This window comes from Terrabacter sp. C0L_2 (genome assembly GCF_036352015.1).
Lineage (GTDB): Bacteria > Actinomycetota > Actinomycetes > Actinomycetales > Dermatophilaceae > Terrabacter > Terrabacter tumescens.
Genome location: NZ_CP143557.1, coordinates 3,349,566 through 3,363,104, shown reverse-complemented (window position 1 = coordinate 3,363,104; position 13,539 = coordinate 3,349,566). Strand labels below are relative to the sequence as shown.

General features: G+C 70.8%; 11 protein-coding genes and 3 tRNA genes. 7 read left to right on the top strand and 7 right to left on the bottom strand.

The window, feature by feature from the left end; translation table 11 throughout:
• The first annotated feature begins 95 nt into the window (after positions 1-95).
• Positions 96-1,094: a polyphosphate kinase 2 family protein gene (locus U5C87_RS15385; protein ID WP_330473394.1), complete on the top strand. Its 999-nt coding sequence runs from the start codon at positions 96-98 to the stop codon at positions 1,092-1,094.
• Between the two features lie 45 nt (positions 1,095-1,139).
• Here the strand turns inward: U5C87_RS15385 and U5C87_RS15380 are convergent, their stop codons facing one another.
• Positions 1,140-2,780 (bottom strand): acyl-CoA dehydrogenase family protein, encoded by a 1,641-nt coding sequence (locus tag U5C87_RS15380; RefSeq protein ID WP_330473393.1) that lies wholly within the window; start codon positions 2,778-2,780, stop codon positions 1,140-1,142.
• A 121-nt stretch (positions 2,781-2,901) separates the two neighbouring features.
• On the opposite strand from U5C87_RS15380, the gene U5C87_RS15375 reads away from it, so the two are divergent.
• From U5C87_RS15375 to U5C87_RS15360, 4 genes are all read left to right on the top strand, one after another.
• Complete coding sequence (locus U5C87_RS15375; protein ID WP_443082134.1) at positions 2,902-4,101, top strand: YihY/virulence factor BrkB family protein; 1,200 nt, start codon at positions 2,902-2,904, stop codon at positions 4,099-4,101.
• A 90-nt stretch (positions 4,102-4,191) separates the two neighbouring features.
• Positions 4,192-4,264 (top strand) — tRNA-Gly (locus tag U5C87_RS15370).
• Between the two features lie 28 nt (positions 4,265-4,292).
• Positions 4,293-4,363: transfer RNA gene (locus U5C87_RS15365), tRNA-Cys, on the top strand.
• Between the two features lie 44 nt (positions 4,364-4,407).
• Positions 4,408-4,482, top strand: a tRNA-Val gene (locus U5C87_RS15360).
• A gap of 152 nt (positions 4,483-4,634) precedes the next feature.
• On the opposite strand, the gene U5C87_RS15355 is transcribed toward U5C87_RS15360, so the two are convergent.
• The 5 genes from U5C87_RS15355 to U5C87_RS15335 form a co-directional block, all read right to left on the bottom strand.
• Positions 4,635-4,826, bottom strand: a complete 192-nt coding sequence (locus tag U5C87_RS15355; protein ID WP_330473391.1) for a DNA-binding protein — start codon at positions 4,824-4,826, stop codon at positions 4,635-4,637.
• A 56-nt stretch (positions 4,827-4,882) separates the two neighbouring features.
• Entirely contained in the window at positions 4,883-5,239 is a 357-nt protein-coding gene (locus tag U5C87_RS15350; RefSeq protein WP_330473390.1) for a DUF1622 domain-containing protein, read from the bottom strand.
• A 208-nt stretch (positions 5,240-5,447) separates the two neighbouring features.
• Positions 5,448-7,151, bottom strand: a complete 1,704-nt coding sequence (gene glpD / locus U5C87_RS15345) for a glycerol-3-phosphate dehydrogenase (RefSeq protein ID WP_330476702.1) — start codon at positions 7,149-7,151, stop codon at positions 5,448-5,450.
• 23 nt (positions 7,152-7,174) lie between these two features.
• The gene (glpK, locus tag U5C87_RS15340; RefSeq protein WP_330473389.1) at positions 7,175-8,689 is read right to left on the bottom strand and encodes a glycerol kinase GlpK; all 1,515 of its coding nucleotides are present in this window, start codon (positions 8,687-8,689) and stop codon (positions 7,175-7,177) included.
• Positions 8,690-8,794: 105 nt separating this feature from the next.
• Positions 8,795-9,607: an MIP/aquaporin family protein gene (locus tag U5C87_RS15335; protein ID WP_443082065.1), complete on the bottom strand. Its 813-nt coding sequence runs from the start codon at positions 9,605-9,607 to the stop codon at positions 8,795-8,797.
• A 231-nt stretch (positions 9,608-9,838) separates the two neighbouring features.
• Between U5C87_RS15335 and U5C87_RS15330 the strand changes: the two genes are divergently transcribed.
• Entirely contained in the window at positions 9,839-10,606 is a 768-nt protein-coding gene (locus U5C87_RS15330; RefSeq protein WP_330473387.1) for an IclR family transcriptional regulator, read from the top strand.
• On the top strand, positions 10,603-12,117 hold the full coding sequence (glpK, locus tag U5C87_RS15325; RefSeq protein ID WP_443082064.1) for a glycerol kinase GlpK: 1,515 nt from the start codon (positions 10,603-10,605) through the stop codon (positions 12,115-12,117). Before U5C87_RS15330 ends, glpK (U5C87_RS15325) begins: the two co-directional genes overlap by 4 nt.
• Before the next feature lie 28 nt (positions 12,118-12,145).
• Here the strand turns inward: glpK (U5C87_RS15325) and U5C87_RS15320 are convergent, their stop codons facing one another.
• Positions 12,146-13,534 carry a DUF1254 domain-containing protein gene (locus U5C87_RS15320; protein WP_330473385.1) on the bottom strand — a complete coding sequence of 463 codons (1,389 nt, stop codon included), beginning with the start codon at positions 13,532-13,534 and terminating at the stop codon, positions 12,146-12,148.
• Positions 13,535-13,539: the final 5 nt, after the last annotated feature.

Sequence of the window (13,539 nt, the reverse complement as noted above, 5' to 3'; positions counted from 1 at the left end):
CAGTATCGGCGACGCCCGGCCATGGGCCGGGACGCCGGCGCGATCGGTGGCCCCGCATCCCGTCGCGCCGCCCCGCTGTCGGGCAGGATGACGCCATGGGCAAGGGCGCGAAGGGCAAGGGCAGGAAGTCCGGCAAGAAGTCCGAGAAGAAGTCGGGCAAGAAGGCCGGCGCGATCGCGAGCGCAGTCTCCGCCGAAGAGGTGAAGGAGCAGGCGACCGAGGACGAGCAGATCGCCGAGCACGAGGCCGAGGCGGTCGAGGAGATCAAGGACGTCGTCAACGCGCTGCGGGTCGGCAAGGGCTTCGTGCTCGCGGACGTCGACACGAGGGGGACGCCGGGCTTCACCGGCGACAAGCTCGCGGGCAAGGCCGCCCTCAAGGCGTGCGAGACCGAGCTGTCGGACCTCCTCGAGCGGCTCTTCGCCGAGTCCACGGCCGGAGGCCGCCGCTCGGTCCTGCTCGTGGTGCAGGGCATGGACACCTCGGGCAAGGGCGGCATCATGCGCCACGTCATCTCCGTCAACCCGCAGGGCGTCAAGGCGACGGCGTTCAAGGCACCGACCAAGGAGGAGCTCGCGCACGACTTCCTCTGGCGCATCGAGAAGGCGCTGCCCGACGCCGGTGAGCTCGGCGTCTTCGACCGGTCGCACTACGAGGACGTGCTCGTCGTGCGGGTGCACGACCTCGTGCCCGAGGCGGTGTGGTCCAAGCGCTACGCCCAGATCAACGCCTTCGAGCGTCGGGCCATCGCGGCCGGCACGACGGTAGTCAAGGTGATGATGCACATCTCCAAGGACGAGCAGGGAGAGCGGCTCATGGAGCGGCTCGACCGCCCGGACAAGTACTACAAGTACAACCCCGGCGACGTCGACGAGCGGAGCCACTGGGGCGCGTACATGGAGGCCTACCAGGCGGTCCTCGACAAGACCTCGACCGTGGGCGCGCCGTGGCACGTCGTGCCCGCCGACCGCAAGTGGTACGCCCGACTGGCCGTCCAGCAGCTCCTGCTGGAGACCCTGCGCGGCCTCAACCTGCAGTGGCCGCAGGCCGACTTCGACGTCGCGGCGGAGAAGAAGCGGCTCGCCGCGAGCTGACCCGAGGGCTGTTGCGCCACACCGGCGCCCGCGTGGCCGGTCTGGTCAGCCGGCTCGCTCGATGACGGCCGCGGTGGCACCGGCGAGGTCGACGTCGAGCGAGCCGAAGGTGTGGCCGCGACGCCCCGCGATCCGGCTCGCGACGAACGCGTCGGCGACGGGACCGGGGGAGTGCTGCACCAGCAGGCTCGCCTGCAGGGCCAGGGCCAGCTGCTCGACGACGGCACGCGCACCGAACGCTGCCGCGGCCGACGTCGGGTCGAGCGAACGGGCCTGCGCCAGAGCGGAGTCCACGTGCGCGTCGAGCTCCGCGCTGCGTCCGCGGACCTCGTGCAGCTCCTTGGTCAGGGCCTCGAGCGTGGACGGCTCACGGCTCACGGCCCGGAGGACGTCCAGGGCGTTGACGTTGCCGGAGCCCTCCCAGATCGAGTTGAGCGGCGCCTCGCGGTAGAGGCGCGCGAGGCCGTTCTCCTCGACGTAGCCGTTGCCACCGAGGCACTCGAGCGCCTCGGCCACCATCGGCGCCGTGCGCTTGCACACCCAGAACTTCCCGAGCGCGACACCGAGGCGGGCGAGCTCGGTCTCACCGGAGTCGACGGCATGCGCGAGGCGAAGCCCGAGGACGGTCGCAGCCTCGGCCTCGAGCGCCAGGTCGGCCAGCACGTTGCGCATGAGCGGCTGGTCGACGAGCAGCGCCCCGAAGGCCGTGCGATGCCGCGCGTGGTGCAGCGCCCGCGACACGGCGTCGCGCATCGTCGCCGTCGAGCCCAGCACGCAGTCGAGGCGGGTCGCCCCCACCATGTCGATGATCGTGCGCACGCCGCGGCCCTCGTCGCCCAGCCGGCTGCCCCACGTCCCGTCGAGCTCGACCTCGCTCGAGGCGTTGGAGTGGTTGCCGAGCTTGTCCTTGAGGCGCTGGAGGGCGAAGGCGTTGCGCGTGCCGTCGTCGAGCGCGCGCGGCACGACGAAGCAGGTGAGGCCCCCCGGAGCCTGCGCCAGGACGAGGAAGACGTCGCTCATCGGGGCCGAGCAGAACCACTTGTGGCCCGTCAGGCGGTACGTCTCGCCCGGCAGGGGGCCTCCCGGGGCGGGCACGGCGCGGGTGGTGTTGGCACGCACGTCCGAGCCGCCCTGCTTCTCGGTCATGCCCATCCCCGAGAGCGCGCCCGACTTCTGCGAGACGGGGCGGAGGCCGGGGTCGTAGCTGCGGCTCGCCAGGGCGGGGAGCCAGCGGGCACCCAGGCTGGCGTCGTGCCGCAGGGCCGACCCCGCGGCATACGTCATCGAGACGGGGCAGCCGTGTCCCGCCTCGACGCGGGACCACATGACGAAGCCGGCGGCGCGGCGCACGTGGGCGCCCGACGCCGCGGGCGAGGTCCACGGCTCGGCGGTGAGGCCGGCACCGACCGCCTGCGTCAGCAGCCAGTGCCACGAGGGGTGGAACTCCACCTCGTCGACGCGGTGGCCGCGCGCGTCGTGAGTGCGCAGGACCGGCACGTTGGCGTCGGCGAGCCTCGCGTGCTCCTGCGCCCGCTCGGTGCCGGCGAGGGCGCCGAGGGGTCCCAGCTCGGCGAGGGCCGCCGGCCCGGCCCAGCGCTCGACGGCCTCGCGCAGCGCGACGTCCTCGGCGAGGAAGTCGCGTCCCACGAAGGGCGGCACCTGGTTGGTCACCTCGTGTGTGCTCACCCCGCCGAGACTAGGCGTCGGCCGACCCTGGGGTCCCGCTGGTCGCGTGTCGCGCCGGTCACGCGTCCTGCGCACGGCCGCACCCCGGTTAGCCTCGGACACGATGAGCGCGCGGACGAGGATGCGGACAGTGGTGGAGCGGGTCCCGTGGGGCCTCCCGCTCGCGAGGCTGACGCTCGAGACGATCCGGGTGTGCCTGCGCTACCGCGTCACCGGTCTCGCGGCCGAGGGCGCCTTCTTCATGCTGCTCAGCCTGCCGCCCCTCGTGCTCGGGCTCTTCGGCGGTCTCGGCTTCGTCGGGGGCTGGATCGGGACCGACACGATCAACAGCATCGTCTCCGCGATCCAGGTGTACGCCTCGCGCTTCCTCACCGAGTCGAGCATCAACGAGCTGCTCCTGCCGACCATCGACGACGTGCTCCGCGACGGACGCGTCGACATCATCTCGGTCGGCTTCATCCTCTCGCTGTGGTCGGGCTCGCGTGCCCTTAACGTCTTCGTCGACACCGTCTCGATCATGTACGGGCAGAAGGACGCTCGGGGGATCGTGCACATGCGCGCCTTCAGCCTGCTGCTCTACACGTTCGGCATCCTCTCCGCGGTCGTCGTGCTGCCGCTCATGCTCCTGGGGCCCGGGCTGCTGGCCTCCTGGCTGCCGGACGCCGCCGCGACCGTCACCAAGGCGCTCTACTGGCCGACGCTGATCGTCTTCAGCGTGCTGCTGCTCGCCTCGATGTACCACGTCTCGACGCCGCAGCGCAGCCCGTGGCGGCGCAACGTCCCGGGCGCCGTCCTCGCCATGGCGATCTGGATCGGCGCGTCGTTCGTCGTGCGCATCTCGCTCGAGGCGTCGATGGGCGGGTCGTCGATCTACGGCCCGCTCAGCACTCCGATCGTGCTGCTCATCTGGTTGTACGCGTTGGCCGTCGCCATCCTCATCGGCGCGGGCCTCAATGCGGCCGTGCGCAGCCTGTGGCCCGTCGACCTGCACGAGGGCGCCGACGTGCGACTCGTCAACTGGGCGATGGAGGGGGCCGGGGGACTGCTGACGAAGGTCGAGGGTCATGGGGGCCCGGCCGACGCCGACCCGCCGGCCGCGTACGACGGTGTCGACGAGCCGGGTGACGGCACAGCCGTCTCCGCCTCGGGCAGGGGCCGGCGCGAGCGGGACCAGCAGTTCGAGAGCACGGACCACGGCCCCATCAAGACGGCGATCCAGCGCGGCGTCGGGGACGGATCTCCGCCTGTACCGGGGACCCCCGACGGGAGCTCCGACGGGCGCTCCGACGGGCGCTCGAAGAGGGCCTCGGGACGCGGCTGAGCGCGCTCTGGAGCCGATTTTGTGTCTCGTGGATCGATCGGCTAATGTCTACCAAGCACGCAGCGGGGAAGTTACACCGCTGGTGTTTCCGCGGACGTAGCTCAGTTGGTAGAGCGCAACCTTGCCAAGGTTGAGGTCGCCGGTTCGAGCCCGGTCGTCCGCTCGGAGGCAAAGATCCACTTGCCTTCCACGGTGGAGTGGCCGAGAGGCGAGGCAGCGGCCTGCAAAGCCGCGTACACGGGTTCAAATCCCGTCTCCACCTCGGTGAGACACCACGTAGTATCCAGCAGGACAAGCAAGACCCACGGGCGATTGGCGCAGCGGTAGCGCGCTTCCTTGACACGGAAGAGGTCACTGGTTCAAACCCAGTATCGCCCACCAGCACGAGACAGCCCCTGACCAGCGGAGACGCCGGACGGGGGCTTTTCTCATGCGCGGGCCATGGAGGGCGTGCTCTGACCATCCGGAGGGCCGGCGCCTGGAGAGGCAACGAGAACCTCGTCAGGCGGAAGGCCTCGAGTGCTTCGCCGGGGCTACGAGCGCAAGGAGAGCCCCTCCGAGCCGAGCGCCTCGTTGAGGATGCGCAGCGCGCTGGGGCCGAAGCCGTGGAGGGCGAGCAGCTCGTCCTCGCTGTGGTCGACGAGCTGGTCGAGGCGCGTCACGCCGATCGATGCGAGTGCGCGCGTCGCGGGCGCGCCGATGCTCGGCAGCTCAACGTCAGGCATGCAGCCATGCCAGGCCCGAGCTCCGTCCAGGCGATGCCTCGCGCGGGGGAGGAGGTCTACTCGCTGGGCCGGTCGGGGGCCGGCTTCTGCCACGGCCAGCGCCCGGTGATCTCGAGCTCCAGGGAGAAGCTCAGGAAGGTCCGGATGGCCACGATCAGTGCCAGCACGAGCACGCTCGACAGCGTGGGTGTCACGGCCACCGTGCGGATGATGTCGGCGGCGACGAGCAGCTCGAGGCCGAGCAGGATGGAGCGCCCGAGCTGCTGGCGGAACTGACGGTAGGTGTCTGACGAGCCGGACCGAGCGCTCCGAGCCGCGCGCACCGCAGCCGCCAGCGCCCCGACCACGAGGACCGCGACTCCGGCCGAGTCGATCGCCTTGCCGACCCACTCGATGGTCTCGGTGAAGCCCACGTCGGGTCCTCTCTGAGTCTGCGCCGGAAGCTGGCCCTCCGCCGTCGACGGCGTGGGGTCGAGCCCAGTATGGCGTGGCCCGGTCAGGTCGTGACGACGGTCGGCGTCGTTCCCCCATCTCGAGGCCGGCGGCCCGGGGAGCGGGGAGCGGACGTGCGTGTGGACGTATGCCGCGTGGCGCGCCACGCGGCATACGTCCACGCGGTGTTCACGCGGTGTCGGCCGCAGCCACCCCGTCGCTTCTGACGTCAGGCGCTCCGAGGCGGGCGGCGTCGGCGGTGCGGTCGTCGAGCTCGGACTGCGACTGCAGCTCCGCGTCGAGTCGCGCGTGGTAGTGCCCGACCTCACCGGCCGCAGTGGCTTCGTCCCACCCGAGGATCGGTGCGACGAGGGCGGCGACGTGGCTCGCGCACGCTCGGCCGCGGTCGGGGGTCTCGATGGAGATCCGGGTGCGGCGCGTGAGGATGTCGTCCAGGTGCAGGGCTCCCTCCGCGAGCGCTGCGTAGGCGATCTCGGCCTTGAGGTAGGTCGGGGCGCCCTCGAGCGGTTCCCCGAGCTCCGGCTGGTCGCTCACGAGCGCCAGCACCTCCTCTGTGAGGGATCCGTAGCGGTGCAGCAGGTGCTCGAGCCAGGCGACGTGGAGACCGGCTCGCCGGGCCCGCACGTGACGCTGGTTCCACGCGGCGGTGTAGCCCTCGGCCCCGACCAGGGGTACCCGGTCGGTGCACGACGGGGGCACCTTCGACGGCAAGGACTCCACCGCCGCGTCGACGGCGTCCTGGGCCATGACGCGGTAGGTCGTGTACTTGCCACCGGCCACCATGACCAGCCCGGCCACGGGGCTCGCGACCGCGTGCTCGCGCGAGAGCTTGCTCGTGGCCTCCGACTCGCCCTGGAGCAGCGGCCTCAGTCCGGCATAGACGCCGACGATGTCGTCGTGCGTCAACGGCGTCTGGAGCAGCCGGTTCGCGTGGCCGAGGAGGTAGTCGATGTCGCTGCGACTGGCCGCCGGGTGGGCGAGGTCGAGGTCCCAGTCGGTATCGGTCGTCCCGATGATCCAGTGCGTGTCCCAGGGGATGATGAACAGCACGCTCTTCTCGGTGCGGCTGATGATGCCCGTGGTGGCCTGGATGCGGTCGCGCGGCACGAGGATGTGGACGCCCTTGGAGGCGCGGACGTTGAACTGCCCCCGGCCACCGACCATCTCCTGGATCTCGTCGGTCCAGACGCCGGCGGCGTTGATCGTCCGCTTCGCGCGCACCTCGTGCTCGGCGCCCGTCTCGAGGTCGCGGACCGTCGCTCCGACGACCCGGTCTCCCTCGCGCAGGAAGCCGGTGACCCGGACGCTCGTGGCGCAGAGCGCGCCGTACTGTGCGGCCGTGCGCGCGACCATCATGGTGTGCCGGGCGTCGTCGACCTGGCCGTCGTAGTACTGCACCGCGCCTACGAGAGCGTCCTTGCGCAGCGACGGGAAGGCCCGCAGCGCCTGCCGCTTCGTGAGGTGCCGGTGACCGGGCACCCCGTGGCGGCCGCCCATGGTGTCGTAGAGCAGCACGCCGCTGCCGACGTAGGGGCGCTCCCAGAGCCGGTGTTGCAGCGGGTAGAGGAACGGCACGGCGCGCGCCAGGTGCGGCGCGAGGGTGTTGAGGATGAGCGAGCGCTCCCTCAGTGCCTCGCGGACGAGCGAGAAGTTGAGCTGCTCGAGGTAGCGCAGTCCGCCGTGGATGAGCTTCGAGCTGCGCGAGGACGTGCCGGCGGCATAGTCCCTTGCCTCGACGAGCCCGACGCGCAGTCCCCGTGTCACGGCGTCGAGAGCGGCCCCCGCGCCGGTGACACCACCACCGATGACGAGCACGTCGAGCTCCTCCTCGGCCATCTGGCGCAGCGCCTCGTCACGGCCGGCGCGGTTCATGGGGGTCGCCTGCGTCTCCACGCTCACACCTCCACCCAGTCCAGGGTCCGCTCCACGGCCTTGCGCCAGCCGCGGTAGCCGTCCTCTCGCTCCTCCTCGGTCCACGAGGGGTCCCACCGCTTGCTCTCGTTCCAGTTCTGGCGCAGCTCGTCGGGGGTCTCCCAGAAGCCCACGGCCAGCCCGGCGGCATACGCAGCGCCCAGCGCCGTCGTCTCGGCGACGACCGGCCGGCTCACCGTGACGCCGAGGACGTCGGCCTGGATCTGCATGCAGAGGTCGTTGGCGGTCACGCCTCCGTCGACCTTGAGCACCTCGAGCTTGACGCCGGAGTCCTTCTCCATCGCGTCCGCGACGTCGCGGCTCTGGTAGCAGATCGCCTCGAGGGTCGCCCGGGCGATGTGCGCGTTGGTGTTGTAGCGGGAGAGCCCGACGATCGCGCCGCGGGCGTCCGAGCGCCAGTACGGTGCGAACAGGCCGGAGAAGGCGGGCACGAAGTAGCAGCCGCCGTTGTCCGGCACCTGGCGGGCGAGCGACTCGCTGTGGCTGGCGCCCTGGATGATGCCGAGCTGGTCGCGCAGCCACTGGACCGCCGAGCCCGTGACGGCGATCGACCCCTCGAGGGCGTAGACGGGCTTGGCGTCGCCGAACTGGTAGCAGACGGTCGTCAGCAGCCCGTTCTTCGAGCGCACGAGCTCCTCGCCGGTGTTGAGGAGCAGGAAGTTGCCCGTGCCGTAGGTGTTCTTGGCCTCGCCGGCGGCAAGACACACCTGGCCGACCATGGCGGCCTGCTGGTCACCGAGCGCGGCCGAGAGCGGCACCTCCCCACCGAGCGGGCCGTGGGCGAGGGTCTTGCCGTAGAAGCCGGGGTCGGAGGACGGCCGGATCTCCGGCAGCATCTGGCGCGGCACCCCGAAGATCTCGAGGAGCTCGTCGTCCCACTCGAGGGTCTCGAGGTCCATCAGCATGGTCCGGCTGGCGTTGGTGACGTCCGTGACGTGCACGCCCCCCTCGACGCCTCCGGTGAGGTTCCACAGCAGCCAGCTGTCGGTGGTGCCGAAGAGGGCGTCCCCGCGCTCCGCTGCCTCGCGGGCTCCGGGCACGTTCTCGAGGATCCACTGGATCTTGCCGCCGGAGAAGTAGGTCGCCGGGGGCAGCCCGGCGCGGCTGCGGATGAGCTCGCCACGCTCGTCCTTGTCGAGGGCCGCGGCGATCTTGTCGGTGCGCGTGTCCTGCCAGACGATCGCGTTGTAGAAGGGGCGACCGGTGCGCTTGTTCCAGACGACCGTGGTCTCGCGCTGGTTGGTGATGCCGAGGGCGGCCAGGTCGGAGGCGCACAGTCCCTTGCCGTTCATGACGGTCTGCAGGACCGCGCTCGTGCGCTCCCAGATCTCGACGGGGTTGTGCTCGACCCAACCGGGCCGAGGCATGATCTGCTGGTGCTCGAGCTGGTGCCGGGCGATCTCGTTGCCCCCGTGGTCGAAGATCATGCACCTGGTGCTCGTCGTTCCCTGGTCCACCGCGGCGACGTAGTCAGCCATGGTTACTCCTCCTTGAGTCGGTCGTGCGTGTATGCCGTGTATGCCGTGTGCTGGCGTGTGGTCTGCGCGTCGGGAACGGGAGTCCCTCTGCACGAGCGGGTTTCGTCAGGAGACGCTGGCCCGCTCCGGGTGTGCGTGGGGCTCTCCCGCCGGCACTTCGCCGACCTCGTTCGGCTCGTCGTCGTCGGGCAGGTAGCGCTCGACCAGGCCGACGTAGGCGCCGGCACCGAGCAGGCCGCCGATGACCGGGGCCACGATCGGCACCCAGAAGTAGAGGGCGCCGTTCTGGTCCTCGAAGGCGGTCCCGTATCCGGTGAGGAACGACGCGAGCCTCGGGCCGAAGTCGCGGGCCGGGTTGATCGCGTAGCCGGCGTTGGCGCCCCAGGCCATCCCGATCGCCACGACGATGAGCCCGATGATGAAGGGTGACATCCACTGCACCGGCGCGCTGTTGCGCACATCGGTCACGGCGAGGATGAGGAAGAGCAGGATCGCCGTGCCGATGACCTGGTCCATGAAGGCGCTGCCGATGCTGATGGGCAGTGACCCGTTGCCCGGCAGGGTCGAGAAGATGCCCTGGGTCGCGATCGTGTGGCCCGGGTCGACGTTCGCGATCGCGTCGGCGTAGGCGAACCTCACGATGAGCGCGGCGACGAAGGCCCCGAGCGTCTGGACCAGCGCGTAGGGGAGCACCTTGCGCCACTCGAACCCCTTGAACACGGCGAGCGCCACGGTGACCGCCGGGTTGAGGTGGGCGCCGCTGATCCGGGCGGCGACGTAGACGCCGAACGTCACGCCGAGGCCCCACGCCCACGCGATCGAGTCGTGGCCACCGAGGCCGTCCTTGCCGGTCACGACCTGCGCCACGACGCCCACCCCGAAGAGGATGAGGACCATGGTGCCGAGGAACTCTGCCACGAGCTCTCCCGTGAGAGTGCGTCTGTGAAGACCGTCCATGTCGACTCCTTTGTCGTTGAATCTGCTTGCGGTTCGGGCGGATCGCCCGTCTTGCAGTCAATGACCGGAAACGTACGAAGCGTCACGCGGTCCGACAACGCCGTGCGTTCGCCATCGCCGAACGTCCGGGCGTTCGCCATCGTCGAACGAGCGCCCCTTTCGGCCGATCCGTCCCCGACCTACGCTCGTGACATGTCCGGACCCGTGCAGTCGGTGGAGCGCGCGGCCGCCATCGTCCAGCTGCTGGCCTCCACGGAGGAGCCACTGGGGCTGGCGCAGATCGCGGCCGCGCTCTCCCTGGCCAAGACCACGGCGCACGGCCTCCTGGGGACGCTGTGTGACGTCCGGTTCGTCGAGAAGGACGAGGACGGCTGCTACCGCGTCGGACGTGACCTGCTGCAGATCGGGTCCACCCGCCTCGACCCGAACGAGCTGCGGGCGCATGCGCTCAACTGGACGGATGCACTGGCCGCTCGCACCGGTTGCGCGGCCCGCGTCGCGATGTTCCGGGAGGGCACCGCGATCATCGCCCACCACGTCTTCGCCATCGGCTCCCAGGAGCAGACGTTGGAGGTCGGCCGCCGCATCCCGCTGCATGCCACGGCCCTGGGCAAGGTCCTGCTCGCCTTCGACCCCGGTGCCGCCAGGAGCGTCCTCACCCGCCCGGTCCAGAGCTTCACCTTCCGGACCATCACCGAGCGGTCCGCGCTCCTGCGCGAGCTGGCCGACATCCGTGAGAACGGGCTGGCCGTCGCGGTGGGGGAGTGCGAGCCGGAGATCGCCGGCATCGCCGCCCCGGTGCGGGACCGCGGCGGCTACGTCGTCGCGTCCGTCGGCATCACGGGCAGCGTCGACGAGCTGTGCGACGCGAGACACCGTCCGCGCCAGACGCTCGAGGACGAGGTGCTCCGCGTCGCCCGAGCCGTGTCGCGGGAGTTCGGGCACGGGCGCGCTGCATGAGGGAGCGATACGTGGCCGCCATCGACCAGGGCACCACCTCGACGCGCTGCCTCGTCTTCGACCACCAGGGTCGACTCGTCGCGCTCACGCAGGAGCAGCACTCCCAGCACTACCCGCGGCCCGGATGGGTCGAGCACGACGCGGCCGAGATCTGGAGGCTGGTCTGTCGTCTGCTGCCGGAGGCCCTTCGAACGGCCGGCATCGACCCGACCCAGATCGTGTCGCTCGGCCTGACGAACCAGCGCGAGACCGTGGTCGTGTGGGACCGCCTCACCGGCGAACCGGTGACCCCGGCCATCGTCTGGCAGGACACCAGGACCGGTCCGCTGCTGCCCGCCATCGCCGAGGAGCTCGACGCGACCGTGATCCACGCGCGGACCGGGCTGCCCCTGGCCACGTACTTCACGGGTCCGAAGCTGCGCTGGATCCTCGAGAACGACGAGTCCCTGCGTGAGCGCGCCGAGGCGGGTGAGCTGCTCTTCGGCACGATGGACACCTGGCTGCTCTGGAACCTCACCGGTGGTCCCCGTGGCGGCGTGCACGCGACCGACGTGAGCAACGCGAGCCGTACCATGCTCATGGACCTGCACACCCTGCAGTGGGACGACGAGCTCCTCGCCGTGATGCGGGTGCCCACACGCGCGCTGCCCGAGATCCGGCCCACCATGGGAGCCCACGGAGTCACGACCGACCCGGTCGCCGGCATACCCGTCGGTGCGGTGATCGGCGACCAGCAGGCTTCGCTCTTCGGGCAGACGGCCTTCGACTCCGGCGAGGCCAAGTGCACCTTCGGCACCGGGACCTTCATGCTGCTCAACACCGGCGACCAGCCTGTCCTGTCGAGGCACGGGCTCGTCACCACGGTCGCCCACCAGATGCAGGGCGAACCGACGGTGTATGCGCTCGAGGGGTCCGTGGCCGTCGCCGGCGCTCTCGTCGAGTGGTGCCGAGAGAGCCTCGGGCTGATCCGGTCCCCGGCGGAGATCGAGACGCTCGCAGCGTCCGTCGACGACAACGGCGGCTGCTTCGTCGTCCCCGCGTTCGCGGGTCTCTACGCGCCGCACTGGGAGAGCCGGGCCCAGGGCATCGTCGCCGGGCTCACCGCCTACATCACCAAGGGGCACATCGCCCGGGCCGTGCTGGAGGCGGTGGCCCTGCAGACCCAGGAGGTCCTCGCCGCCATGAACAACGACGCCGACCTGCCGTTGCTCAGCGTCGCCGTGGACGGCGGCATGACGAGCAACAACCTGCTCATGCAGACCGTCGCGGACGTGCTGGACGTGCCCGTCGTCCGACCGATGATGGCCGAGACGGTCGCCCTCGGCGCTGCCTACGCGGCGGGACTGGCCGTGGGCTACTGGTCCGACCAGCAGGTCCTGCGTCGCCAGTGGCACCGCGCCGCTGAATGGCACCCCATGATCGACCCGCAGAGGCGCGCGCAGATGCTGCAGCAGTGGGCGCGCGCCATCGAGCTGTCCGTCGCCTGGGGCCGCCCGCATCCTCCCGGGTGAGCGCCGGGCGCGCGTCGGGTGCGCGCGGTCACATCCTGCTGATGGCTGCGGGCGTCCACCGGCCGTCGAGGACGTCTGACCCAGGGACGTACACGCGGAGCATGGGTCGGAACGGCCCCGCGGGCGCCGGGAGCCAGTTCGCCCGCGCCGCAGTCTCTTTCGGCTCCTTGGCGCTGATGCGGATGGTGAGGCCCCCGTCGGCGTCGAAGACGAGTCCAGGCGTGCGGTCGCCGATGGAGTAGCGCTGGATGGGGTTGTCGACGAGGTAGTAGTCGGGAACGTCGTACATCGTCAGCGACCAGAAGCCCTCGTTGGGCGGCGTCGGTGCCAGGGTCAGCGTGTAGTCGTGGGCGCCGGTCAGCTGCTGTCCGTGGTCGTCGACGTACGTGCCGAGGTAGGCGGCCTCGTAGGCATGGTTGCCCCACAGCCCACCCAGCGCGGCGCCGGCCCGGATGAGCAGGCGCCGGTCGGAGTCCTCGATCCTCCATCTGGCGTCGTCGATGGTGCCGACTCCGAAGTGGTCGAGGTTGTAGTCGAAGACGTGCAGCGTGATGAGCCAGCCCGCGACCTCCGCCACCTGGCCGCCGCGCAGGGACTGCTGCAGGTGCTGGGTCCCTGCGGAGTGGCCCTGCTCCAGAGCTGCGCGCACCTCGACCGGTGCGGTGTCGAGGGGCGCCTCACCCGTGAGCCACAGCCTCGCGAACGAGGCCTGGAGATCCTTGTCGCGCGCCGCCGGGGGAAAGGGTCGCGATGCGCGACGGTACTTCTCCCAGAACTGCAGGGCGGGGGAGAGGCCGTCGAGCCCGTCCGTGCTGGGCAACCCGGCCAAGGATGCGTCGGACGGCTGGAGCGGCGTCAGGGTCGTGGCGTCCTGGAGGGCGTGCACGGCGGCGAGGTCGCCGTCCGCGTCGACGGCCCAGCGACCGACGATCGAGCAGATCGCGGTGGGGGACTCGATCGCGGTGCAGTCCGAGGGCACCTCGCCGGTCCAGCCGGGAGGCGTGATGAGGAAGCGTCCGGGCCCCGTGCCGGTGGCGCGCTGACCGACGTAGGCGAAGTTGTCGGTCCACGCGCTGACGAACTGCAGGACGTAGTACCTGCCGTCCGTGTCGGGCACCTCGAGGACCAACGGCCCGTTCGACAGGTCGAGCTGTGACATCGAGTAGACGGTGTCGTTGTTGATCGTCACGAACTTGTCCTCTGGCCCGGACAGCGTGCGCGCGTGGCTGAACGAGTTGAACGCCGCCGCGGGGTTGGCGCCGACGCCGGTGGTGACGTAGCGCGCGACCTGGTCGAGGTCGAAGACGAGGGGGAAGCCGTAGACGAAGGCCCGGAGGGCCAGCTCGCCCAGGCCGTCGGCGTCGACGTCCGGGCTCGACGGGCTGAAAGGGGTCACGGGGCCGGGTACCGCGGACATGAGGG

What these genes read in the sequence shown, in the direction of transcription:
- U5C87_RS15355 (WP_330473391.1), bottom strand. Translation starts at nt 4,826, where the DNA reads ATGCCTGACGTTGAGCTGCCGAGCATCGGCGCGCCCGCGACGCGCGCA.
- U5C87_RS15375 (WP_443082134.1), top strand. Translation starts at nt 2,902, where the DNA reads ATGCGGACAGTGGTGGAGCGGGTCCCGTGGGGCCTCCCGCTCGCGAGG.
- U5C87_RS15330 (WP_330473387.1), top strand. Translation starts at nt 9,839, where the DNA reads ATGTCCGGACCCGTGCAGTCGGTGGAGCGCGCGGCCGCCATCGTCCAG.
- U5C87_RS15320 (WP_330473385.1), bottom strand. Translation starts at nt 13,534, where the DNA reads ATGTCCGCGGTACCCGGCCCCGTGACCCCTTTCAGCCCGTCGAGCCCG.
- glpD (WP_330476702.1), bottom strand. Translation starts at nt 7,151, where the DNA reads ATGAACCGCGCCGGCCGTGACGAGGCGCTGCGCCAGATGGCCGAGGAG.
- glpK (WP_330473389.1), bottom strand. Translation starts at nt 8,689, where the DNA reads ATGGCTGACTACGTCGCCGCGGTGGACCAGGGAACGACGAGCACCAGG.
- glpK (WP_443082064.1), top strand. Translation starts at nt 10,603, where the DNA reads ATGAGGGAGCGATACGTGGCCGCCATCGACCAGGGCACCACCTCGACG.
- U5C87_RS15385 (WP_330473394.1), top strand. Translation starts at nt 96, where the DNA reads ATGGGCAAGGGCGCGAAGGGCAAGGGCAGGAAGTCCGGCAAGAAGTCC.